Annotated in this window: 22 protein-coding genes; 18 read left to right on the forward strand and 4 right to left on the reverse strand. The window is 63.9% G+C overall.

The genetic code is table 11. The features are described from left to right. The first annotated feature begins 8 nt into the window (after positions 1-8). From AC13HB_RS12115 to AC13HB_RS12140, 6 genes are all read left to right on the forward strand, one after another. Positions 9-371, forward strand: a complete 363-nt coding sequence (locus AC13HB_RS12115) for an ArsR/SmtB family transcription factor (RefSeq protein WP_482950024.1) — start codon at positions 9-11, stop codon at positions 369-371. A 129-nt stretch (positions 372-500) separates the two neighbouring features. Beyond that, complete coding sequence (locus tag AC13HB_RS12120) at positions 501-1562, forward strand: helix-turn-helix domain-containing protein (protein WP_482950025.1); 1062 nt, start codon at positions 501-503, stop codon at positions 1560-1562. A gap of 107 nt (positions 1563-1669) precedes the next feature. Beyond that, positions 1670-3778 (forward strand): TonB-dependent receptor, encoded by a 2109-nt coding sequence (locus AC13HB_RS12125; protein ID WP_482950026.1) that lies wholly within the window; start codon positions 1670-1672, stop codon positions 3776-3778. Then, positions 3778-3981, forward strand: a complete 204-nt coding sequence (locus AC13HB_RS12130) for a hypothetical protein (RefSeq protein WP_482950027.1) — start codon at positions 3778-3780, stop codon at positions 3979-3981. Before AC13HB_RS12125 ends, AC13HB_RS12130 begins: the two co-directional genes overlap by 1 nt. 80 nt (positions 3982-4061) lie before the next feature. Beyond that, positions 4062-5042, forward strand: coding sequence for an alpha/beta hydrolase (locus AC13HB_RS12135; RefSeq protein ID WP_482950028.1), 981 nt, complete (start codon positions 4062-4064; stop codon positions 5040-5042). A 198-nt stretch (positions 5043-5240) separates the two neighbouring features. Next, complete coding sequence (locus tag AC13HB_RS12140; RefSeq protein ID WP_482950029.1) at positions 5241-6740, forward strand: CoA-acylating methylmalonate-semialdehyde dehydrogenase; 1500 nt, start codon at positions 5241-5243, stop codon at positions 6738-6740. 89 nt (positions 6741-6829) lie between these two features. Here AC13HB_RS12140 and AC13HB_RS12145 read toward each other — a convergent pair whose 3' ends face one another. Continuing rightward, entirely contained in the window at positions 6830-7210 is a 381-nt protein-coding gene (locus tag AC13HB_RS12145; RefSeq protein WP_482950030.1) for a hypothetical protein, read from the reverse strand. 381 nt (positions 7211-7591) lie between these two features. Here AC13HB_RS12145 and AC13HB_RS12150 point away from each other — a divergent pair, with 381 nt between their 5' ends. From AC13HB_RS12150 to mdh, 5 genes are all read left to right on the forward strand, one after another. Continuing rightward, the gene (locus AC13HB_RS12150) at positions 7592-8734 is read left to right on the forward strand and encodes an iron-containing alcohol dehydrogenase (protein WP_482950031.1); all 1143 of its coding nucleotides are present in this window, start codon (positions 7592-7594) and stop codon (positions 8732-8734) included. Next, positions 8731-9162, forward strand: coding sequence for an acyl-CoA thioesterase (locus AC13HB_RS12155; protein WP_482950032.1), 432 nt, complete (start codon positions 8731-8733; stop codon positions 9160-9162). Before AC13HB_RS12150 ends, AC13HB_RS12155 begins: the two co-directional genes overlap by 4 nt. Positions 9163-10038: 876 nt before the next feature. Continuing rightward, positions 10039-11184: a cell division protein ZapE gene (zapE, locus tag AC13HB_RS12160; protein WP_482950033.1), complete on the forward strand. Its 1146-nt coding sequence runs from the start codon at positions 10039-10041 to the stop codon at positions 11182-11184. A 21-nt stretch (positions 11185-11205) separates the two neighbouring features. Continuing rightward, the gene (locus AC13HB_RS12165) at positions 11206-11883 is read left to right on the forward strand and encodes an O-methyltransferase (RefSeq protein WP_482950034.1); all 678 of its coding nucleotides are present in this window, start codon (positions 11206-11208) and stop codon (positions 11881-11883) included. A 106-nt stretch (positions 11884-11989) separates the two neighbouring features. Beyond that, complete coding sequence (gene mdh, locus AC13HB_RS12170) at positions 11990-12952, forward strand: malate dehydrogenase (protein ID WP_482950035.1); 963 nt, start codon at positions 11990-11992, stop codon at positions 12950-12952. 73 nt (positions 12953-13025) lie between these two features. Here the strand turns inward: mdh and AC13HB_RS12175 are convergent, their stop codons facing one another. Beyond that, complete coding sequence (locus AC13HB_RS12175; protein WP_482950036.1) at positions 13026-13541, reverse strand: tryptophan-rich sensory protein; 516 nt, start codon at positions 13539-13541, stop codon at positions 13026-13028. Positions 13542-13772: 231 nt separating this feature from the next. Here AC13HB_RS12175 and AC13HB_RS12180 point away from each other — a divergent pair, with 231 nt between their 5' ends. Continuing rightward, positions 13773-14318 carry a GNAT family N-acetyltransferase gene (locus tag AC13HB_RS12180; protein WP_482950037.1) on the forward strand — a complete coding sequence of 182 codons (546 nt, stop codon included), beginning with the start codon at positions 13773-13775 and terminating at the stop codon, positions 14316-14318. A 25-nt stretch (positions 14319-14343) separates the two neighbouring features. Beyond that, on the forward strand, positions 14344-15180 hold the full coding sequence (locus AC13HB_RS12185) for a hypothetical protein (protein ID WP_482950038.1): 837 nt from the start codon (positions 14344-14346) through the stop codon (positions 15178-15180). Positions 15181-15283: 103 nt separating this feature from the next. On the opposite strand, the gene AC13HB_RS12190 is transcribed toward AC13HB_RS12185, so the two are convergent. Continuing rightward, a complete protein-coding gene (locus AC13HB_RS12190; protein ID WP_482950039.1) occupies positions 15284-16768 on the reverse strand; it encodes a serine hydrolase domain-containing protein in 1485 nt (494 codons plus the stop codon). Between the two features lie 205 nt (positions 16769-16973). Here AC13HB_RS12190 and AC13HB_RS12195 point away from each other — a divergent pair, with 205 nt between their 5' ends. After that, positions 16974-17585 (forward strand): TetR/AcrR family transcriptional regulator, encoded by a 612-nt coding sequence (locus tag AC13HB_RS12195; RefSeq protein WP_482950040.1) that lies wholly within the window; start codon positions 16974-16976, stop codon positions 17583-17585. Continuing rightward, positions 17585-18343, forward strand: a complete 759-nt coding sequence (locus tag AC13HB_RS12200) for a CPBP family intramembrane glutamic endopeptidase (RefSeq protein WP_482950041.1) — start codon at positions 17585-17587, stop codon at positions 18341-18343. Before AC13HB_RS12195 ends, AC13HB_RS12200 begins: the two co-directional genes overlap by 1 nt. Before the next feature lie 72 nt (positions 18344-18415). Here AC13HB_RS12200 and AC13HB_RS12205 read toward each other — a convergent pair whose 3' ends face one another. Continuing rightward, positions 18416-19147 (reverse strand): LytTR family DNA-binding domain-containing protein, encoded by a 732-nt coding sequence (locus tag AC13HB_RS12205; RefSeq protein ID WP_482950042.1) that lies wholly within the window; start codon positions 19145-19147, stop codon positions 18416-18418. A gap of 155 nt (positions 19148-19302) precedes the next feature. Here AC13HB_RS12205 and AC13HB_RS12210 point away from each other — a divergent pair, with 155 nt between their 5' ends. From AC13HB_RS12210 to AC13HB_RS12220, 3 genes are all read left to right on the forward strand, one after another. Continuing rightward, a complete protein-coding gene (locus AC13HB_RS12210; RefSeq protein WP_482950043.1) occupies positions 19303-19695 on the forward strand; it encodes a DUF2306 domain-containing protein in 393 nt (130 codons plus the stop codon). Positions 19696-19753: 58 nt separating this feature from the next. Continuing rightward, complete coding sequence (locus AC13HB_RS12215) at positions 19754-20617, forward strand: hypothetical protein (protein ID WP_482950044.1); 864 nt, start codon at positions 19754-19756, stop codon at positions 20615-20617. 219 nt (positions 20618-20836) lie between these two features. After that, positions 20837-21127, forward strand: a complete 291-nt coding sequence (locus tag AC13HB_RS12220) for a BufA1 family periplasmic bufferin-type metallophore (RefSeq protein ID WP_482950045.1) — start codon at positions 20837-20839, stop codon at positions 21125-21127. The last annotated feature ends 42 nt before the right edge of the window (positions 21128-21169 follow it).

Genomic DNA, 21169 nt, shown 5'->3' on the forward strand with positions numbered 1-21169 from the left:
CGGACAGCATGACTGCTCGTGATGCCGTTTCCGGGTTCGCTGCCCTGTCCCACCCCGTGCGCCTCGCCCTGTTCCGCACCCTGTGCGAAGCTGCGCCAGAGCGGATTTCCGCCGGCGATCTGGCTCACGGTTTCGACGTTCCGCCCTCCACCATGACGGGGCATCTGCAGGCACTCGAACGGGCCGGACTGATCAAGGCAGAACGGCGCTCGCGCTTCATGCTCTACTCGATCAATCCCGATGGTACGCGACGCCTTGTCCGCTATCTGATCGAGGATTGCTGCCAGAGGCGGCCGGAGTTGACGGACGCCGAAACCGACGCTGGCGATACGCAGGCGGACAGCCATGCAAATCTGGCGCACGCCTTCTGATCTGCGCCTTAAGTCCATAATCATCGACGTTGCTTTCCGCCCGGGGCGCGCCTCGGCCGCATTAGGACATTCCGCTTTTCGGCCGATCTGGTCTACAAATCGTCCAGCATGAGCGAATGTGGCGTTTCGATGTGTGAAGACGGGACATTCCGGGTCGAACTGGAGGAGATCCGGTTCCTCGAAGGGTTGATCGGTTCGGCAGGCCTGAATGCGCAGAAGCTGCTGCATGGGCTGGACCTGCCGGGCGATCTGTTCGCGATGCCGCCGGAAACGGCGGTCAGCTACGAACAGTATTTTCGGATCATGCAGGGTATTTCCGACGCTCTGGATGACGAGACCTGCGGAGCGTCCTCGCGCCAGCTGATGCACGGGACGACGCAATTCCTGCTGAACGGGCTGGCCGGCTCGCAAACCCTCCTGGAGGCCGTCAGGCGCCTGGCGTCGGCCTATAATTTCGTGCATGGCGGCGAGTTCAACCGCATCATCCTGCGGCCCCGCGAAATCGTCTATGTCATCGATGATCGCGACTTCCCCTATGCCTTCAGCGAGACGGACGGCGACCACCATGCCTTCATCGAGAGCGTTATGGTCTTCTTGCATGTCCTGTTGACGGAGATCACTGACAGGCCGCTGGACCGTCATGTGACGCGCATCTGGACCCGCCGTTCCCGCACCGCCCCGGGCGGGGCCTTTCTCGAATTCTGGGATGCCCCTGTGCGCCGCGCGGCGCCGAACTACGCAGTTCATTTCGACCGGACACTGGCCGATGAAAAGCTGGATGGAGGCTGGCGGGCGGACTTTCCGGACGGGCATGTTTACGACGTCGTGGCAAACCGCCTGTCCGCGGACCGGCGTTTCGGGCTGGGCCGGGCCTACTGGTCGCGCCGTGTGCGGGCTGCGATCGCATCGGGCATCGACAGCCAGCCCGGTGTCGCGGCCGCCCTCGGCATGAGCCTGCCGACCTTACGCCGGCGCCTGGCGGATGAGCAGGAGAGCTTTCGCGATATCAAGGCGCGCGTTCTCGACGAGCGCGCCAAATCGTTGTTGCGGAGCGGCTGGCCGCCGGGCGATGTCGCCGAAGCGCTCGGCTTTTCCGACCTGCGCAGTTTTTCGCGCGCCTTCAAGGCGCGCAATGGGCTCACGCCGACTGCCTTTCGTACCGGCACGTCGAGCTTGCCCGCGCCGAGTTGAGCGAAAATGTCCTCCAACATTGACGCTTCCTGTCATGTACGGGGTTTCGGCCCCTGCCTACTCTCCCCGGTAACCCGAAAAGAATGAAATTGCGGGGGGAGGACAAAGTGATAGTAAAAGCTTGCCGTTCCGGAGGAGCGCGTTCGCGCTCGAAATCCTTTCATCTGGCCTGTGCCTCGTCCATCGCTCTGAGCGCATTGGCCTTTCCGGTCTGGGCCCAGGACGCCGGGAGCGAGGTCGAGGTCGATCCGGGTATCGAGCGTATCGTCGTGACAGCGCGTCGTCGCGAGGAATCGCTGCAGGACGTGCCGGTTTCCGTTTCGGCCTTCACCGAGGACCGGATCAGCGAATTGCAGGCCGACGACCTGTCGGGCCTGCAATATTCCGTGCCCAATTTCTATTTCGATGAGGGCGACGCATCGAATGCGGTGATCTATCTGCGCGGTGTCGGCCAGAACGACTCGCTGGCCTTCGCCGACCCGGGCGTGGGCGTCTATGTCGACGATGTCTTCATCGCCCGCTCCCAGGCCGCTTTCCTGGAAATGTTCGATGTCGAACGGGTGGAGGTTCTGCGCGGTCCCCAGGGAACGCTCTACGGCCGGAATACGATCGGCGGCGCCGTCAAATTCGTCTCGCGCCGTCCCGGCGATGAACCGGAAGCCTATGTCGAGGCCGGTCTGGGCGATTACAACTTTGCCACACTGCGAGGGCGTGTCAGCGGTCCGATCGCCGAGGACCGGCTGAGCGGCAAGATCGCTTTCGCCTGGACCCGGCGTGACGGTTACAACACCAATGCCTTCACCGGTCAGGACGATGGCGACCAGAACACGCTGGCGCTGCGGACCGGCCTGTATTTCACACCGAGGGACGATCTGGAGATCGACATCATCCTGGAGGGCAAGATCGAGCGGCCGGACACGTCGCGGAACCCGACTCTGGTCACGCCGGCCGCCGGCATTCCCGATCCGGTCGGCGATCCGGGAACGATCGTTACCTTTCCGGTCCCGTCCCGTCCTTACGACGTAAACGTGAATGCGGGCGGCCTGTCCGACGCCACGACGTTCGGTGCGTCGGTGACGGCGACCTGGCAGGTCAGCGATGCACTGGAGATCGAGACGATCAGCTCCTACCGGGAGTTCAGTTTCGATCTCAACCTGGATACGGACGGCACACCTCTGCCGCTGCTCGACGTTCTGCTCGATCAGGACCAGTGGCAATTTACCCAGGAAATCCGTGCCACCTATGATGCGGGCGGCCCGCTCGCTTTCGTCGGCGGCGTCTACTATTTCCACGATGACGACCTGACCTTCAGCGGTGTCGACAACGGCTCTGCCGCGCTGTTCGGTTTCCCGGTCACGCTGTTCGGCCTGCCGACCTCATCGCTTGCGGATACGGATCAGACGACCGATTCCGTCGCGGTGTTCGGCGATGCGACCTGGCAGTTGACCGATGCCATCAGTCTCGGCGCGGGCCTTCGTTATACGTTCGAGGAAAAGCAGTCGACGCGCCGGTTCGAGTATTTCTTCGATCCGGACGTTTCGGTCATCCAGGATCTTCCGCCCTTCCTGTCCGGTGCGGGCGTGGCCGGTACGCCGATCTCCGGCGAGGCGGATTTCGAGGCGTTCACGCCACGGGTTTCGATCTCCTACGAGCCGAACGACAGGGTGCTCGTCTACGGGGCGGTCGCGCGCGGCTTCAAGAGCGGCGGATTCGACGGCCGGGCCAATAATGACTTCAGTTTCCAGCCCTTCGATCCCGAATTCGTCTGGAGCTATGAGACCGGTATCAAGACCAGCTGGGCCGGGGGTCGCGTAATCGCGAACGCGACATATTTCTATAATGACTTTACCGACTTGCAAGTGACGTCGTTCGGTGCCGATCCGGTCACCAATACGTTCGTCAGCCTGTTTACCAATGCGGCGGCGGCGACGGTCCAGGGTGTCGAGTTCGAGCTGATGGCACTGCCGACGGACCATCTCACGCTCAATGCCTCGCTGGGCTATATGGACGGCGCATACGACCGCTTCGAGACGCTGGTCGGCGGCGTGGCAACCGATGTCAGCGACCGTCCGCTGGTCAATACGCCGGAGTGGTCGGGCAGCGTCAGTGCAACGTGGGAAGCGCCGATCGGCGATCAACTCATCGGGGTCGCTCATCTTGACGCCGCCTACCGCAGCGAGACGGCCAATGAGGTGTCGGCCTCGCCGGAACTGTGATGCAGGACGCCTACTGGCTGAGCAACGGGTTTGTCGCCCTGCGGGATGCTGATGAACGCTGGGAACTGCGGGCCGGGGTGCGCAATATCGGTGACGAGGCAATTCAGGTCCAAGGCTTCAATCTGGCTGCGTTCCCGGGGCTGCAGGACGCATTCTACGCTGCGCCGCGGACCTGGGATGTGCGTGTGATCTACCGCTACTGACGGCGGTCATACAAGGACCGGCCGGACTTCGGTCCGGCCGGTGCCGACCTCATCCAACACGAGCCTAAAAGGGAATGCCCATGTGGTTTCGGCCATATTCGACACGGCCGGTAGGCGTACGCAAGGCGCGCCGGCGGCCGTTGTCCAAGGGGGCGCAGGCCTTTCTCGACCAAGCCGATCCCGAGGCGGCGCCGATCCGCGACCTGCCGGTTGAAACGGCGCGCGATGCGGTCGACACCCTGATGTCCGAGATCGACCAGCCCGGGCCCGAAGTCGCATCGGTCGAGGCGTGCGTGGGCCCCGGGGTCGAGGGGCAGGCTGCCGATCTGCATGTCTATACGCCGTTCGGAAAACCGCGGGGCGTACTGGTCTTCCTGCACGGCGGCGGCTGGACGCTGGGTAATGCACGGGCCTATGACGGTTTCGCGCGACGCCTGTGCAGGGCGACACGGCATATCGTCGCCAGTGTCGACTATCCGTTGTCACCGGAAAACAAGTACCCGGCGGCGATCCATGCTGGACTGTCCGCGCTGGCCTGGGCGCGGGATGCGGCCGACCGCGCCGGCCTCGGCGAGAGATCCGTAGCGCTGGCGGGCGACAGTGCGGGCGGTACGCTGGCGGCCGCCATCGCGCTGCGGACGGCCGACAGGTCTGACGTGTCGTTAAGTCATCTGGCCCTATTCTATCCGGTTCTGGTGATCCCGGAGATGGCCGAACATGCCTCGCGGGAATTGCTGGGGGATGGTCGCTATTTCCTGTCCCGCGAAGATGTGTCCTGGGCGGCGGGCAATTATCTTGCCGACCCTGGCTTGGCCAACACGCAGGACGTCTCGCCGTTATTGGCGGAGGATCTTACCGGTTTGCCACCGGTGACCGTAATCACGGCCGGCTATGATCCGCTGCGGGACGAAGGCGCCGACTTCGTCCGCCGTGCCCGTCGCGCCGGTGTCCCGGCAAAGCTCTACTGCTTTGACCGGACTGTGCACGGATTCATGGGGTTCAGCCATGTAATGGGTGAGGCCGCGATAGCCTTCGAGGTGTTGCGGAGGCGCTTTCGTTAGGTGTTACTTCCCTCCCCGGTCCGCCCGGCAATCGGGCGGGCCGGGATTTTTTCGCGCCATGCGTCCGTACGATGGTCCTCCACATATGGCGACCATCAGCCGCGCCACCTCGACACTCCGCGTCCGGCGTATTAAGTCACCGCCAACGAAGTGCCGGCCGATGAAGACCGGCTCCACAAGAGTTGCGGGAGCGAGTTCATGACGCGCGAGATCCACCATTTCATCAATGGCGAAAGCTTCACCGGGTCGTCCGGCCGGTACGGTGACGTCTACAACCCGAATACCGGCGAGGTGCAGGCGCGCGTCCAGTTCGCAACCACGGACGAGGTCGCACGGGCCGTCGAGCTGGCCAAGGAAGCCCAGCTCAAATGGGCCGCGACCAATCCGCAGCGCCGCGCCCGCGTGCTGATGAAGTACAAGGAGCTGGTCGAGGCGGAGATGGACGAGCTCGCCCACCTGCTCTCTTCCGAGCACGGCAAGGTGATCGCCGACGCCAAGGGCGACATCGTCCGCGGTCTGGAAGTGATCGAGTTCGCCTGCGGAGTACCGCACCTGATGAAGGGCGAGTACACCGAGAGCGCCGGCCCGGGCATCGACGTCTATTCCATGCGCCAGCCGCTGGGGGTGGTCGCCGGCATCTCGCCGTTCAACTTCCCCGCCATGATCCCGATGTGGTTCATGGGCATGGCGCTCGCGACCGGCAATGCGATGATCCTCAAGCCGTCGGAAAAAGACCCGTCGGTTCCGGTCCGTCTGGGCGAGCTGATGATCGAGGCCGGCCTGCCGGAAGGCGTGCTGCAGGTCGTGCACGGCGACAAGACCGCCGTCGATGCGCTGCTGCACAATGACGACATCAAGGCCGTCAGCTTCGTCGGCTCCTCGAATATCGCCCATTACATCGCCCAGACCTGCGCCGAGCAGGGCAAGCGCTTCCAGGCCATGGGCGGCGCCAAGAACCACGGCATCATCATGCCGGATGCGGACATGGACCAGGTCGTCAACGACTTCCTCGGCGCGGCCTTCGGTTCCGCTGGCGAGCGCTGCATGGCGCTGCCGGTCGCGGTTCCGGTCGGCAAGGACACGGCGGACGAATTCGTCGGCCGGGTGCTGGAAAAGGCGAAATCCCTGCGCGTCGGCGTGTCGACCGACGACCAGGCGCATTTCGGCCCTGTCGTCTCCTCGGCCCACAGGGCTTCGATCGAGAAGTGGATCCAGACCGGCGTGGACGAAGGCGCCGATCTTCTGCTCGACGGCCGCGGCTTCGAGCTGCAGGGCCATGAGAAGGGCTTCTTCATCGGACCGAGCCTGTTCGATAATGTGAAGCCGGACATGTCTTCCTACCAGGAGGAGATTTTCGGCCCGGTCCTGCAGGTCGTCCGTGCCGACAGCCTGGACGAGGCGGCGCATCTGCCGTCCGAGCACCAGTACGGCAATGGCGTCGCGATCTTCACGCGCCACGGTCTTGCCGCACGCGAGTTCGCCAAGAAGGTCCAGGTCGGCATGGTCGGCATCAATGTCCCGATCCCGGTCCCGGTCGCCTATCATTCCTTCGGCGGCTGGAAGCGCTCGGCCTTCACCGATACCAACCAGTACGGTACGGACGGCATCCGCTTCTTCACCAAGATCAAGACGGTCACCCAGCGCTGGCCGAGCGGTGAGATCGAGGACCAGGCTTTCGTTATCCCGACGATGCAGTAAATCCGGCGAGGCCATCACCCGCCGACATACAAAAGCCCCCGGCCGATGGGCCGGGGGCTTTTTGCGTATCGGTCTTGAGGGCGCCCGCGTCAGGCCGTCTCGGAGCGTCCTTCCAGCCATGCCATGGCCCGGTCCGCGTTCTGGAATCGGGTCAGGGCGCCGGACAGGCCGATCAGTCTGCTTTCGACCTTCTCGCGACTGATCTGCGGCCAGTGCCGCGACTCGACGAGCGCGACCGGAACCGGATGCTCCAGAGCCAGCATCAGATTTTCCAGCAATTCCGCTGTCAGACCAGGCGACATGCCCGCTTCGACTTCCACGGCGTCGAGCAGGATGCCCTTGACCCCGTCATTCCCGCACAGTTCGCGCGCGCGCTCTGTCGCCCAGCCAGCCTCACGCAGACTTGGGACGCCGGAAACCTCTATACATACAAATCGGCCCGCGCCAATTCGTTCGACCTTGATCGTCATACGCTGTCACCCAAGTGGTATTCTTGTTTGACGGGAGAATGGGCGGCGAGCCCGGGAGCGGCCAGTATTTGGAAATGAATCCTGGCAACCGCACATCCAGATCCGGACCCTTGCACCTTTTGGGGGCGGGCGTGTCCAGAGAAATCAATATCTTGGGCAATTGATGTTAACTGTAACATTTTAAAGTAAAATTTTGCTTTCGCAGCGTGATCGCTGCCGAGGTTCTGTTAGCCATGAGGGGTGCGACGCCGTGATTTTATCCCGCTTGGCCATACCGCACAGACTTGAACAGGTTTTTGCACCGCAACACTTGCCTTGTAGTGGTGATGCTACAACCATGGTTTGGCAAGCATATTCACACCTTTTGCGAGGCGCGTCGTCATGACCGGATTCGATTTTCGCACCGTACCCCATATTCATGTCGGCGCCGGCGCCTCGGGGCGCCTGGCCGAAATCGCCGCGCCGCTGATCGGTGAGCGGAAGCGCGTATTTCTCGTCACCGATGCCGGCGTTCGCGGTCTGGGGCTGATCGACACCGCGCTCGCAGGTCTCGATGCTGCCGGGCTCGCCGTTCGCGTCAATGACAGCGTGGTGGCGGACCCGCCCGAGGACATGGTGCTGGCCGTGGTCGAGGAGGCGCGCGCCTTCGGGGCCGAGCTGGTGATCGGTTTCGGTGGCGGTTCGTCGATGGACACCGCCAAGCTGGTCGCCATGTTGCTGGGCAGCGATCAGCCGCTGGCCGAGATGTATGGCGTCGACCAGGTGCGCGGCCAACGTCTTCCGCTCATCCTTCTGCCGACCACGGCCGGGACCGGGTCGGAGGTGACGCCGATCTCCGTGGTGACGGTCGGCGAAACCGCCAAGATGGGTGTGAACGACCCGGCGCTCTATGCCGATATGGCCGTTCTCGATGCCGAGCTGACCTATGGCCTGCCGCGCGCGGTGACAGCCGCAACCGGGATCGACGCCATGGTTCACGGGATCGAGGCCTATACCTCCAAAATCCACAAGAACCCGGTTTCCGACGCTCTGGCGCTGGCGGGTCTGAAAAAGCTTCACGGAGCGATCGAGAAAGCCTGCACGGACGGCAAGGACACCCGGGCCCGAGAAGACATGCTGCTCGGCGCACTTCTGACCGGTCAGGCCTTCGCCAATGCTCCGGTCGGTGCCGTGCACGCCCTGGCCTATCCGCTCGGCGGGATATTCCACGTACCGCACGGGCTTTCCAACTCGCTCATGCTGCCGCCCGTCCTGCGCTACAATGCCGAAGTGGCCGAACCGCTTTATGCCGAGCTTTCCGCCCATATCGGGTTGAAGAACCCGGGCGCTGCGGCGCTGGTCGAGGAAATGGAACGCATCGCGGACGCGGTGAAGATCGAAACGCGTCTCAGCCAGGTCGGCGTCAGCCATAACGACCTGCCCAAGCTGGCCGAGGACGCGATGAAGGTGGAGCGCCTCCTGGTCAATAATCCGCGCGAGATGACGCTGGATGCCGCCAAGGCGTGTTACGAGGCCGTGCTGTGATCGAGAAACGGACCCGCGAGGCCTACAGGCGCTGGCGCAAACTGCCGACGCGCTGGGCCGACAACGACATCTACGGACATATCAACAACGCCGCCTATTACGGCTTCTTCGACACCGCCGTGAACTGCTTCCTGATCGAGGAGGCCGGTCTGGATATCCATGAGGGCGGCGTGATCGGGCTCGTCGTGGAGACCGGCTGCAACTATTTCGCAGCGCTGGCCTATCCGGAAACCGTCGAGGTCGGTATCCGCGTCAGCCGGATCGGCAATTCCTCGGTTCGATACGAAATCGGCCTGTTCAGCGAAGGGGTCGACGAACCCGCGGCGCAGGGGCATTTCGTGCATGTCTATGTCGACCGCGAAACGCGCCGGCCGGTCAGCCTGCCGGACGGGATGCGTGCGGCGCTGGAGGGTATTACAGGCAAATAGGAAGCAGGCTCGCGGCCAAAGCCGCCGCGACTGCGGCCACGGCCAAGGATAGGACCGTCGCTCCAGATTCGAGTTCTCGGCCCAATCGTACGAGTGCGGGGCCTGATTGAAGGCCCCCTAGTTTGCTCGCCCAACGCTGGAGCTTGGCCCTGTCCTCGTGACTGCCACGAGCCGCAACACGGCGAAGACGTTCCGCGCCGACCAGCGCGTGGTATTCAGGCGAAATGGCCGCAACGAATACCGTGCCGATCGTGGCGCCTACCAGAAGCGAAACGGCAAGAATTGCCAGCGTCGAGGCGAGACCGGGTGCGCTCGGGCAGGTGGTCTCGGCTGGGCCTAAAGACAGGCCTGGTCCAAATGCCAGGATAAACCACGCGGACGGCACTACCGCGATGGCGACGCCGTGAAACATCCGCCGTGTAGGCTTGAAGAAAGGGTTTGGTGCCGGGGTGGCCGCTATCAGATTGACAAATTCGGGGTGGAAGCCCGCACTGTGCAAATGTTGCGTGGCATCCGGTCCGAACGGGGCGGACTGCCGGTTGAGTGATTTTAGCGCGTTGAACTGTCGGACCCGCCTGAAACGGTCAATCCGCGCATTGCCTAAACGTCGACCGGCGACGGAAATCTTTCGTCTTCGGTTGGACGGCATTTCAGACTTGCCTCGACAGCTTGTACCCCGCCGGGAATGATCCATGATTGCTGTTTGAGATCAATCCGAGTGATGTTTCTTCAATTCGCAAGGCTGAATGCCCATTCTGGTTCTGGATCGCTTTTCTCGCGACGCTCGCACTGGGCGTGTTCGTGGTCGCGCGTCTCTGGCCAGTTGCGTAATCTCCCCATTGACCGCATTGCGGCAAACTCCCATAGCCTGATGTCATGACGACGCCGATTTCAGTATGGCGCCAGCGGGTGGCAGAGGGTGTTCTGACGGAGGATGCGGACCAGGCGCGGGCCGCCGAGGCTCTGACGGAACTCGCTGCGCGTCTCAAACACTGGAAGAGCGGTCACAAACCCCTGTTCGGCAAGCCGAAGCCGGCACCGAAAGGGCTTTATCTCTGGGGCGGAGTCGGGCGCGGCAAGTCCATGCTGATGGACCTTTTCATGGACCATGCGCCGGTCCGGCCACGGCGGCGGGCGCATTTCCACGAATACATGCTCGATGTCCACGCCCGCATCGGGGCCTGGCGCAAGCTCTCTGCGTCCCAGCGCAAGCGGCAGCCCGAATATGTGAAGGGCGCGGGCGATGATCCGATCCCGCCGGTGGCGCGTGCCCTGGCCCGCGAGGCGCGCCTGCTCGCCTTCGACGAATTCCAGGTTACCGATATCGCCGATGCCATGATCCTCGGGCGGCTCTTCGAGCATCTGTTCGAGGAGGGCGTCGTCGTGGTGGCGACCTCGAACCGGCACCCGGACGACCTCTACAAGGACGGCATCAACCGGCAGCTCTTCCTGCCCTTCATCGACCTCTTCAAGCAGCGGCTCGACCTGTTCGAGCTCGACGGCGGGACGGATCACCGTCTGCGTCAGCTGGAAGCCGCGCCGGTCTATTACTGTCCGCTCGACATGGACGCCGAGCTGGCGATGGACAATGCCTGGGAACGCCTGACCTCGGGCGCGGTTCCGCAGCATGCCGATATCGATGTGAAGGGCCGAAATCTCCGGGTCGAGCGGGAAGCGGCCGGCGTGGCGCGTTTCGGTTTCGAGGAATTATGCGCCCGGGCGCTCGGCTCCGCCGACTACCTCGCCGTCGCGGCGCGGTTCCATACCGTTCTGCTCGAAGGCGTCCCGAAGCTCACGCCGGCCAAGCGCGATCAGGCCAAGCGCTTCGTGACCCTGATCGATGCGCTCTACGAGGCGAAGACCAAGCTTGTCATGAGCGCGGATGCCGAGCCGGTCGATCTCTATCCCGAAGGCGATGGCGCCTTCGAGTTCGAGCGTACGGTCTCGCGTCTCATGGAAATGCGGACGCACGAATACCTGGCGGCGGAACGGCCGGCCGATGTGTGCGATACTGAAACCTAGACCTCGCTGCGGGAGACGCCGATGTCACGATCGATCACGCTCGACGAGACCCTCACGGCCTATGTGCGGGATGCCAATCGCGACGAACCGCCTGCGCTGGCGCGATGCCGCCGCGAGACCGACGCCATGGGCGATATTTCGCGCATGCAGATTTCCCCGGAACAGGGGGCGTTCATGCAGATGTGCGCGCGGCTCGTGCAGGCCCGGATCGCGGTCGAGGTGGGCGTCTTTACCGGTTATTCCGCACTGGCGACAATTCTGGCCATGCGCGACATGCACGGCGATGCGGCCCGGCTGATCGGCTGCGACATCTCCGAGGAGTATACGTCAAAGGCGCGCGACTACTGGCAAGAAGCCGGCGTATCCGGCTCGATCGAGCTGCGTATCGGCGAAGCCCGCGACAGCCTGCGCGAACTCGTCTCCGAGGTCGGCGGCAGGGTCGACATGATTTTCGTCGATGCCGACAAGACCGGATACGACGCCTATTACGAGACCGGGCTCGAACTCCTGCGTCCGGGCGGTCTGATCCTGTTCGACAATGTGCTCTGGAGCGGAAGCGTTGCCGATCCCGCGCGTATCGCCGAAGACCCCGATACGGCTGCGCTCAAGGCCCTGGCGGACAAGATCCGCGACGACGACCGGGTCGACATGGCATTTACCGCGCTGGGCGACGGAATTCTCATGGCGATGAAGCGCTGAGGCAGGCGCCGTGTGCCAGCGACGAATGAGCGCGCTTGCTCCTTGGCCCTGCCAGCGCTAGACCGCAGCGCAGCAATTATATCCAATCCGATGAAGGAGCTTCTCCATGGCCCGTAACAAGATCGCCCTTATCGGTTCCGGCATGATCGGCGGAACCCTGGCACACATCGCCGCGCGCGAGGAACTGGGCGACGTCGTCCTGTTCGACATCGCCGAAGGCGTCGCCAAGGGCAAGGCGCTGGACATTGCCGAAGCCAGCCCGGTTTTCGGCAAGGACAGCAAGCTGGCCGGCGCCGACGATTATGCCGCCATCGAGGGTGCGGACGTCTGCATCGTGACCGCCGGCGTGCCGCGCAAGCCGGGCATGAGCCGCGACGATCTGCTGGGCATCAACCTGAAAGTCATGAAGGCCGTCGGCGAGGGCATCGCCAAATACGCACCGAACGCCTTCGTGATCTGCATCACCAACCCGCTCGACGCCATGGTCTGGGCGCTGCGCGAATTCTCCGGCCTGCCGCACAACAAGGTGGTCGGCATGGCGGGCGTGCTCGACAGCGCGCGCTTCCGTCACTTCCTGGCCGACGAGTTCGAGGTCTCCGTCGAAGACGTCACGGCCTTCGTTATGGGCGGGCACGGCGACACGATGGTGCCGCTGCTGCGCTACTCTACCGTGGCCGGCATCCCGGTTCCGGACATGGTCAAGATGGGCTGGTCCACGGACGAGAAGATGGACGCCATCGTCGACCGCACCCGCAAGGGCGGCGGCGAGATCGTTGCCCTGCTGGGCACGGGCTCGGCCTTCTACGCGCCGGCCGAGAGCGCCATCGACATGGCCGTCTCCTATCTGCGCGACAAGAAGCGCATCCTGCCGTGCGCCGCGCATCTGACGGGCCAGTTCGGCCAGAACGACCTCTATGTCGGCGTGCCGGTCGTGATCGGCGCCGGCGGCGTGGAGAAGGTCGTCGAGATCGAGCTCAATGCTGACGAGCAGGCCATGTTCGACAGTTCGGTCGAGGCCGTGAAGGGCCTGGTCGACGCCTGCAAGGGCCTCGAGCCGGCGCTCGGCTGAGCCCTGCGGCTACCGCGATGAAAAGCCGCCGGTCCATCGGGCCGGCGGCTTTTTCATGTCTGATTGTATGTGATCAGAGCCCGCCGCCGGCGAAGGTCGCGTCATTGTAGAGGCGCATCACCTCGAAATCGTGGATCAGGAGATAGGTGATCCAGGCGAAGGGGAACCAGAGCAGGACGCCGGACGGGCGGCAGCAGCGCTGGACCACGCCGACGGTGAAAAGGGCATAGACCCAGAGGGCGAGCGTCGCGACGAAGCCCATCACCACGTCCTGGCTGCCGTAATAGACATAGGTCCGCAGCAGGATGCCCGCGAGCAGGCCGACGATCTTGATGCTGGAGAAGAAGCGCCAGCCATCGCGCCCGCCGCGCTGGGCGATCCAGAGAGCGATGACGATGAAGGCCGGCATGACGACGCCGACGCCGGTGAGGATGCTGGCATTCGGGGTCCAGGCCGGATGCTGGAGCGTGCGCGCCCAGTCGGCTGCGCCGCTGGAATGGATCCATCCGGCCATGCCGCCCGCGAGCCCGGCCCCTGCGACGAGGTAGACCAGGAGACTGATGATGCCGGGACCTTTTTGCTCGGTCATCGTCGCTTACTCACTCCACAGACAGATTCACTCATCCGGTATTTTTGCAAGCTGCGCGCCAACCGATCCAGCGGGGCTGCGCAGTATTCAATCAGTGCGGTTGCCACTTTCGGGCGAGTATGGCGCCACGACCCGATTGGCCTGTGTTCGCGAGCGGAAACGTGGTGCTGCGCCGACAGGTCGCACGGGATAACGCCTTGACTTTTCGTGCCCAGCGGATCGCATTGACACATGGAAGGAATTCGCCTGGAAACCGACCGTCTCATTCTGCGCCAGCCGGCGCTCGACGATTTCGAGCCCTTGTGCGAGCTGATGGGCGACGAGGTTACGACACGCTTTATCGGCGGCGTCCAGTCGCCGCCGATCGTCTGGCGTTCCCTGTGCGGGATCGTAGGGCACTGGGCGCTGCGCGGATACGGCTTCTTCTCGGTTATCGAGAAGGAGAGCGGGGCCTGGCTCGGGCGGATCGGGCCGTGGTTCCCCCATGGCTGGCCCCAACCGGAAGTCGGCTGGTCGCTCAACCGGGCGAGCTGGGGGCGGGGCTACGCCACCGAGGCGGCGGCCGCGACGATGGATTACGTGTTCGACGAGCTGGGCTGGAGGGATGTGATCCATCTCATCCATGCCGACAATGCGGCAAGCCAGGCCGTCGCAGCGAAACTGGGATCCCGCAATTCGGGTGAAGAAGTCGAGGTGGCCGGTTTCGGCTTTCTCGTCGATGTCTGGGGGCAGAGTGCCCGGGACTGGCGCCGCCATCGCAAGGCCCTGGCGGGCTGACGAGGCGATCGAGGGAGACAAGCAAATGAGCATTCGCCGGGTCATCACCATTCTCAGCGGCAGCGACGACGATGCCGGACTACTGGAGCAGGCCTTGCCCCTTTGCCAGCGCTGGGGCGCGGGCATGGACGCGCTTTTCGTCCGGCGCAATGTCGCCAGCGGGGCGGACTTCCTGGGCAATGCCTTTTCGACCTACGGCATGGAAGCCGTGCTCGAGGCGCTCGACGATGCCGCGGCACAGGCGAGCCTGCGGGCGCACGAGGCCTTCGAGGCCATAGCGGACGACGCGCCGGACAAGGTGATGGGGCGCTATCTCGAATTCATCGGCCTTCCCGGCGAAGCGATGGCGGTGGAGGGCCGCCTGTGCGACCTCGTCATGCTGGCAAAGCCGGACGAGCACGACGCCTATGCCCAGCTTATCGCCATCGAGGCGGCAGCCCGGGAATCCGGACGGCCGGTTCTGGTTCTTCCGGCCGGGCGTGAGGCCACGAACGGGTTCAACCGGGTCGTGATAGCCTGGGACGGATCGCTGGAGGCGGCGCGGGCGGTGTCCGGCGCCATGCCGATGCTGGACGCGGCGAAGTCCGTGCATGTCGTTCATGCCGGGTCCGAAAGCGGATCGGCCTCGTCTCTGGGTGCGCTGGCCCGCTATCTCGAACTTCACGGCGTGCCCTGCACCACCGAGAGCGTCGATCCGAAGAGCGGGGTGCCGCAAGCGCTTCGCAGCGCAGCGGACGAGGCAACGGCAGACCTGTTCGTCATGGGCGGGTTCGGGGCGCCGGGCTGGCAGCGCGTGGTCGGACGGGACGAGACCACGGCCCTGCTCAAGCAAATCCCCTTCGCCATCCTCCTTGCCCATTAGGGCCGGCCGTCCCGATCGATTGGCGTTCAAGAGAGGTGTGCATCGCGCCCGCCGTGAACTGCCCAGCCGGAACAGGCTGAACGCGCCGGTGGTCAGTCCTTTTTTACGGCCGTGCCTTGGGACTGCTCCAGAACGCCAGCGCCAGTGTGGCGAATATTCCCGGTAGGACAGGCAGGAGCCATTCGATCTCCCGGAACGGGATCTCGTCCAGAAAGACGACATCGGTTCGCCAGTAGATCCAGTCGAACCAGAAGATGATGGCGAGCCCCGCGGTCAGCAGGCCGCAAATTGCGACGCCGAGCATACGGCCGATGAAGCCTGGCCAGCTCGACTTGGACGGCAGGAGCGACAAGCGCCGTTTCCCCGACACCAGATTGGTCAGGAGACGGGCCATGAGCAGTATGAGAACGATGCCGGCGCCTGCTGTGACGGCACTCAGTTTTCGGGTGACTGACAGTTCTCCCGCACAAACGTCTCCGGCCGTGCGGCCGGTCGCCCATGACAGCCAGGCACAACTCAGGTCGATATCCAGTTGGGCTCCGGTCGTCGTATTGGTGAAAAAATAGAAGCCGTCGCCGGTGCCGGGGCGCACGTATATCTGACCGTGCCATGTCGAATTATTCCCGCCATGACCGAGGATTATGCCACCCGGGCTCGACCGGCGCGTATAGCTCATTGCGCGGCTTTCACGGGTCTCCGACGGTTCTGCGAGTGCAACCAGGCTTTGCCGGTTCAGAACGCCTCCGCCATTGGTGTGAGCGAGCAGGAAGCGTTCCATGTCTTCGGCCGAAGACCATCCGCCGGCAGCTGTCAGCGCGACATCGACCAGGGACGGGATTTCATTGCCCCCGTGCGCGAAGGCAGCGCTCCGGATTGGCAGTCTGTCCGGGTCAAATCCGGTGGAATCCATGCCGAGCGGATGAAAGACCAGGGCGTAGGCGGCCCGATCGAGCGTTTCGCCGGTTACGTCCTCGATCATCAGCTGGAGCAGAACGTATCCGCCGCCCGAATAGCGCCATTGTGTACCGGGCTCGGCGACGAGCCGAACTTCATACCCCGAATCCATCAAATCCAGGACGTCTTCCGGGACGCGCTCCCCGGGTCCGTAGCCACCGAAGCCATGAATGTTCAGGCCTGCCGAGTGCTGGAGAATGCGTCTGACGGTGACGTCTTCGGGATCGAAGCGATCGCTTTCGAGCCGCCATCTCTGAAGATAGTCGTTTATCGGTGCGTCCAGCTCGATCTGCCCGGCTTCGGCAAGCGCCAGAACGGTCCAGACCGTGAGCGGTTTCGAAATCGAAGCGAGATTGAGGCTCGTTTCGCCGGTGAGCGGTTCTCCGTCCGGTTGCGCGAGCCCTTCGCGACTTCGCCAGACGACTTCGCCATTCCGGATGGCGCCAGCGACCGCTCCCGTGATCGAGTATTTGCGCATCGCCACGCTCATAACTTCGTCCAGGGAAGCCGCAAGCTCCGCATTGTCGGCTTGTGGTGTGATCGAAGTGAGTCTGCGCGCATCGAGCCAGACAAGTCCGGTCCATGCAACCGCGGCGCAAAGTGCGGTAATCCAAATGGTTCTGGCGTTGATCATCGAGGGCTCCCGGAGCGGAGATGGATGTTTCATGGCCACCGGGCTCGACGGCTCGGCTCGTGAGAGCTTCAATAACCGACATATGTCGGTAAAGTCAAATCCCTGCTCTCTGAGGGTCGCCAAGGCATCATTGTCCCGGGGCGATCCGTGCCTCGCCGGCTGAATTCGCATTTGATAAACCGACACGCGTCGGTATTGTGTGCCAATGCGAACGAGACTCTCTCAGGCCCGAAGGCGGGCAGACATTCTTGAGAAGGCGCGGCAGCTCATTGCCGAGCGCGGCCTGGCTGGAACGGAGATGGAGCACATCCGCCTGGCATGCGGGATTTCCCGCGGCGGGCTGTATCACCATTTCGGCAACAAGCGTGCGATCCTGGACGCGCTGGTCGAGGCCGAGGTCTCACGCCTCGTTCTGGATTTCGAAGCGGCCAGCGGGCCGCCGATAGCTGCGGTCTTGACCCTCGGCTCAAGCCATTTGGGCGGAGCGACCGGCGTGCTGGCGCATCTGAGCAAGCCCGAAGAGCGGCAGGATTACCTGTCCAGTCTGGACACGGCGGTATTCAATCTCCTCAGTCCCGTTCTGTGCCGCCGTCTCGCCTCGTGCGTGGAGGACGGGGTCGCGCCCGGACATGTGGCGGAGCTGTTTCTGACGATAAACTCGCACATCAACCGTCGGGAGATCATGGGCGACTGGGACCGGCGGGAAGCCGCCGCGTTTGCAGCGACGGCGCTCCTGTCACTCGAACCCCTGCTTCGCAAACCGACCGGACTGGCGCCGATCATAGAGCGTCTGGGAGTGGTGGCGGAGAGAGGCTGATGCCCTGGCTCTTCCTGGTCCTGGCCTTCGCTATCTCATCGGTCGGCTTTGTTGCTGTTTCCCGCATACCCGGCGCGCAAAACCCTGAGAGCAGGCAGGGCCTTCCGTTCTGGCTGCTTATGGTCTGGGGGCCGTCGCTCGCCGCCATCGTCGCAAGCCTTGCGAACGGGACGTTGGATGACCTGTTTTCGCGTGCATTTCAGGTATCGACCATCCCGGTGTCCGCCTGGCTGCTTGCCTTCGCGCCTCTGGGTATTCTGTTTTTTCTCGGCCGATCCGGCACGAAACGATGCGAAAGGCCGGACGTCGGCCTCGCTGCGAGCATGGTCGGTGTCAACCTGATCCTCGGACCGCTCGGCGAGGAACTCGGATGGCGCGGCCTTCTGCAGGAATCGCTCGGTCACGAGATTGGATGGCTGAAGGCGTCGATCGCCGTAGGGGGCATCTGGACCGTCTGGCATCTGCCCCTCTGGTCGATCGACTCGCCACAGTCGCGGATTTCGATGCCGGTCTTTGCCGCACATTGCATGCTCTATTCGATCATTCTGGGAGCCGCCTGCACGCTTTCCAGCGGATCGATCCTGCCAGCCATCTCGGGGCATCTGGCCGTGAATCTTGCGGCAAACTGGGCGGTCTATGGCGGCTATTCCGATCCGAACGCCTGGTTCAGTGCCAGCCTGCCCTTGTACGGCGTTCTGGCGATGTCCTCGATCGTCCTTGTCCAGGCACAATCGGGCGGGTTCGGCCTGTCGATCTAGAAATGTTCGCAGCCCGCAACCGCACACATCTTCATCTGAGAGATATCTCCGAGCTCCGGCCGCGAGAGGGGGCTAGTACCAGCCGGCTTCCCGCAGCCCGGGCGCATAGGTCCGGCTGACCGGGGCGACGACGCCATTGCGCAAGGTCAGGCGTGCGCGCCCGTCGCCACGCGAGACCGCGTCAACGGCACTGCGGGCGACCCACCAGGATCGGTGCGTGCGGGCCCCGTCGAGGGCATTTACTGCGACGATCGCGTCGCTCAGTCGCATCAGGATCAGCGCGTCTCCCGCTGCAGTATGGACGCGCAGATAGTGATCCTCGGCCTCCAGCGCGAAAATCTCGGCCCGGCGCAGCCGGTGCGGAAGCTTCTCGAGCAGGGCCTGACCGATAGCGGGTTCGGCCGCTCCGGAATCGGATTGTCTGCGCTGGATCAGCCAGCCGATCGTGGTGACCGCTGCAGACACCACCCACACATAGAAGAGTATCTGCGGGAGGACCGCTGCGGGGTAGGCCGGACCGATCGCGGCTTGAATGAGAACAGCTCCCGCGAAGACCGGCAGGGACGCACCGAGGGAGAGAAGGGCGTATCGGGGAAAGGTCCTGAGCCCGACCGCCCAGCGATCCATGAGCCGGTTGGTCGCGACCGCACCCAGCCACCCGATCGCCATCAGCGCCGTCCAGTAGAACCAGGCTCCGGGCATTCCGAGCTGGCGTGAATCATAGGGTCCCAGAATGGACAGCACGGTACCGATCACCAGGATCGACAGAAGCGGCGGCCCGAATTTCTCGATCTGCTCTCGCATGGCACCTGACTGTTCGCGATACGTGAAACGACACCTAGCGCAATTCGCGCAGCCTGGCAGCCCGCTCGCGCAAGCGGGGTTTCCCTGTCGGCGGCGGGCGACTGTCTTGAGGCGGGAACCAGAGGGGGTCCCGTGCAGCCAGGAGACAGTCCGTCATGAACTTCACCGCGCTTTTCGAGGTCTCGCCCGTCATCCAGATACATCTCGCAGCCGCGCTCGCCGCGCTGCTGATCGGGGGCATTCAGCTGTTCGGCCCCCGGTCGGGCCTGCCCCATCGGACATTGGGCATGCTCTTCGTCGGCCTCATGGTCGTCACGGCCGTGTCGGCGATCTTCATCCGGCAGATCAATGGCGGGCAGTTTTCGCCGATCCATATCTTCGTGCCGCTGACCCTTGTCAGTCTGGCCGTGCTCGTCTGGAATATCCGCCGCCGCCGCGTCGACGAGCACCGCAAGAGTGCGCGCAGCCTCTATTTCGGCGCCCTGATCCTCCCCGGTCTGTTCGCCTTTCTCCCCGGCCGCCTGATGTGGACCGTCTTCGGCGGGTGAAACGAGTTGACGCCTTGCCTCTCATTTGCATCTTGAGGGTGTAAACGGGGAGGTTGTCTTGCGAATTATTCTGGCGATCGGGGCCGGCCTCGCCTGGCTGGCAGGCGGAACGGGTCATGCCCAGCGCGATGTCCTGCTGGAAATCTGCAACGAGACCGGTTTCACGGTCGCGTCGGCAGCCGCCTATCGCACGTCGCCGTCTGCGGACAGAACGCTGCGGACCTGGTTTCTCGTCCAGCCCGGCGAGTGTCTGGATGGCGCGCTGAACGGCGTGGTCGGCGAGGATGTGGATCTGCACGTCATGTCCGGCGAGTGGCATTGGCCGGCCGGTAGCGCCGATGCGCAATATTGCGTATCCGCGAACAGCGCGACCAGTTTCGCATCGACCGCGCCCTGCGGCGCTGCGCGTGAGAGCCGGAGCTTCCGGCGGCTTCCGGTCAGCGATACAGGCTTGCGGGGGAGTGGCGGGCGCAATGTCGGGCGCGTGCGCTGGCGCATTCAGTGCTCCGGGCTGGATTCCCGCGATGCCGCTCTGTGCCCCGGGGCGCCGCAGGACGAGCGGGGGCTGGCGCAGCCGGTTCGCACGCTGGAAGTCTGCAACACGCTCGACCGTAATTTACGGGTCGCGATCCTCGAGGCGACTGCCGACGGCAATTTCCGTCTGCGCGGGCGTCACGCGCTTGCCGGCAATGAATGCGCGGACCTCTATCGGGGCTTTCCGTCCGGCGATGAACTGATGGTGGCGGAGATCCGGCACGTGCACAGCCGTCAGGAAGGCTTCTTCTGCCTCCCGGTTCCGGCAGCGGCCCGGACCGGTGAACAGGTGGAGGGGTGCGACGGACCGGACATGGAGCCGGTCGGCTTCCGGATGCACGCTTTCGGTCCGCGCACGGCACGTTACACCGCCTATGTAGGCCGCTGAGGCGTCGTCCGGCTCAAGCGCCGATGACGGGCCTTCACGCGAAGGTGACGCGGCGAACCGCTTCGTGAGTGGCGTCGGGGCCGGTGTTCTTCCTAACGTTATCGAGCGGGTGCTGCCGGCCATGGCCGCAGTCCCCGGCCGCCTGCCAAGCCGGGCCATGCCCTGGTCCGGTCGCAGACCGGTTGGCATCCGCACCCGATTTCTAGGAGAAGCTTTGACATGACGACGAAAACCCAACTCACCGCCCTGACGGCGTCGGCTCTGGCCCTGTCGCTCTCGGCCGCTGCGGCACATGCCGCAACCGCCGTCGAAGATAATGAGATGGAGCAATGCTACGGTGTATCGCTCGCCGGCGAAAATGATTGCGCTGCCGGTCCTGGCACCTCCTGTGCCGGTACGTCCACCGCGGACTACCAGGGCAATGCCTGGAGCTATGTCCCCGAAGGCACCTGCGAATCCATCGAAACGCCCTACGGCAACGGCTCGCTGACTCCGGTCGAGCGCCCGTAAATTCCGTTCGATCCCCCCGCCGGGGCGCGTTGTGCCCCGGCT

The sequence above is a fragment of the Maricaulis sp. B-26 genome (assembly GCF_056857855.1).

Coding starts and splice junctions, on each gene's coding strand:
- AC13HB_RS12200 (WP_482950041.1), top strand. CDS start 17,585: ATGCCCTGGCTCTTCCTGGTCCTGGCCTTCGCTATCTCATCGGTCGGC.
- AC13HB_RS12195 (WP_482950040.1), top strand. CDS start 16,974: ATGCGAACGAGACTCTCTCAGGCCCGAAGGCGGGCAGACATTCTTGAG.
- AC13HB_RS12165 (WP_482950034.1), top strand. CDS start 11,206: ATGTCACGATCGATCACGCTCGACGAGACCCTCACGGCCTATGTGCGG.
- mdh (WP_482950035.1), top strand. CDS start 11,990: ATGGCCCGTAACAAGATCGCCCTTATCGGTTCCGGCATGATCGGCGGA.
- AC13HB_RS12220 (WP_482950045.1), top strand. CDS start 20,837: ATGACGACGAAAACCCAACTCACCGCCCTGACGGCGTCGGCTCTGGCC.
- AC13HB_RS12185 (WP_482950038.1), top strand. CDS start 14,344: ATGAGCATTCGCCGGGTCATCACCATTCTCAGCGGCAGCGACGACGAT.
- AC13HB_RS12120 (WP_482950025.1), top strand. CDS start 501: ATGTGTGAAGACGGGACATTCCGGGTCGAACTGGAGGAGATCCGGTTC.
- AC13HB_RS12130 (WP_482950027.1), top strand. CDS start 3,778: ATGCAGGACGCCTACTGGCTGAGCAACGGGTTTGTCGCCCTGCGGGAT.
- AC13HB_RS12175 (WP_482950036.1), bottom strand. CDS start 13,541: ATGACCGAGCAAAAAGGTCCCGGCATCATCAGTCTCCTGGTCTACCTC.
- AC13HB_RS12190 (WP_482950039.1), bottom strand. CDS start 16,768: ATGATCAACGCCAGAACCATTTGGATTACCGCACTTTGCGCCGCGGTT.
- AC13HB_RS12115 (WP_482950024.1), top strand. CDS start 9: ATGACTGCTCGTGATGCCGTTTCCGGGTTCGCTGCCCTGTCCCACCCC.
- AC13HB_RS12210 (WP_482950043.1), top strand. CDS start 19,303: ATGAACTTCACCGCGCTTTTCGAGGTCTCGCCCGTCATCCAGATACAT.
- AC13HB_RS12145 (WP_482950030.1), bottom strand. CDS start 7,210: ATGACGATCAAGGTCGAACGAATTGGCGCGGGCCGATTTGTATGTATA.
- AC13HB_RS12135 (WP_482950028.1), top strand. CDS start 4,062: ATGTGGTTTCGGCCATATTCGACACGGCCGGTAGGCGTACGCAAGGCG.
- AC13HB_RS12205 (WP_482950042.1), bottom strand. CDS start 19,147: ATGCGAGAGCAGATCGAGAAATTCGGGCCGCCGCTTCTGTCGATCCTG.
- AC13HB_RS12150 (WP_482950031.1), top strand. CDS start 7,592: ATGACCGGATTCGATTTTCGCACCGTACCCCATATTCATGTCGGCGCC.
- AC13HB_RS12180 (WP_482950037.1), top strand. CDS start 13,773: ATGGAAGGAATTCGCCTGGAAACCGACCGTCTCATTCTGCGCCAGCCG.
- AC13HB_RS12140 (WP_482950029.1), top strand. CDS start 5,241: ATGACGCGCGAGATCCACCATTTCATCAATGGCGAAAGCTTCACCGGG.
- zapE (WP_482950033.1), top strand. CDS start 10,039: ATGACGACGCCGATTTCAGTATGGCGCCAGCGGGTGGCAGAGGGTGTT.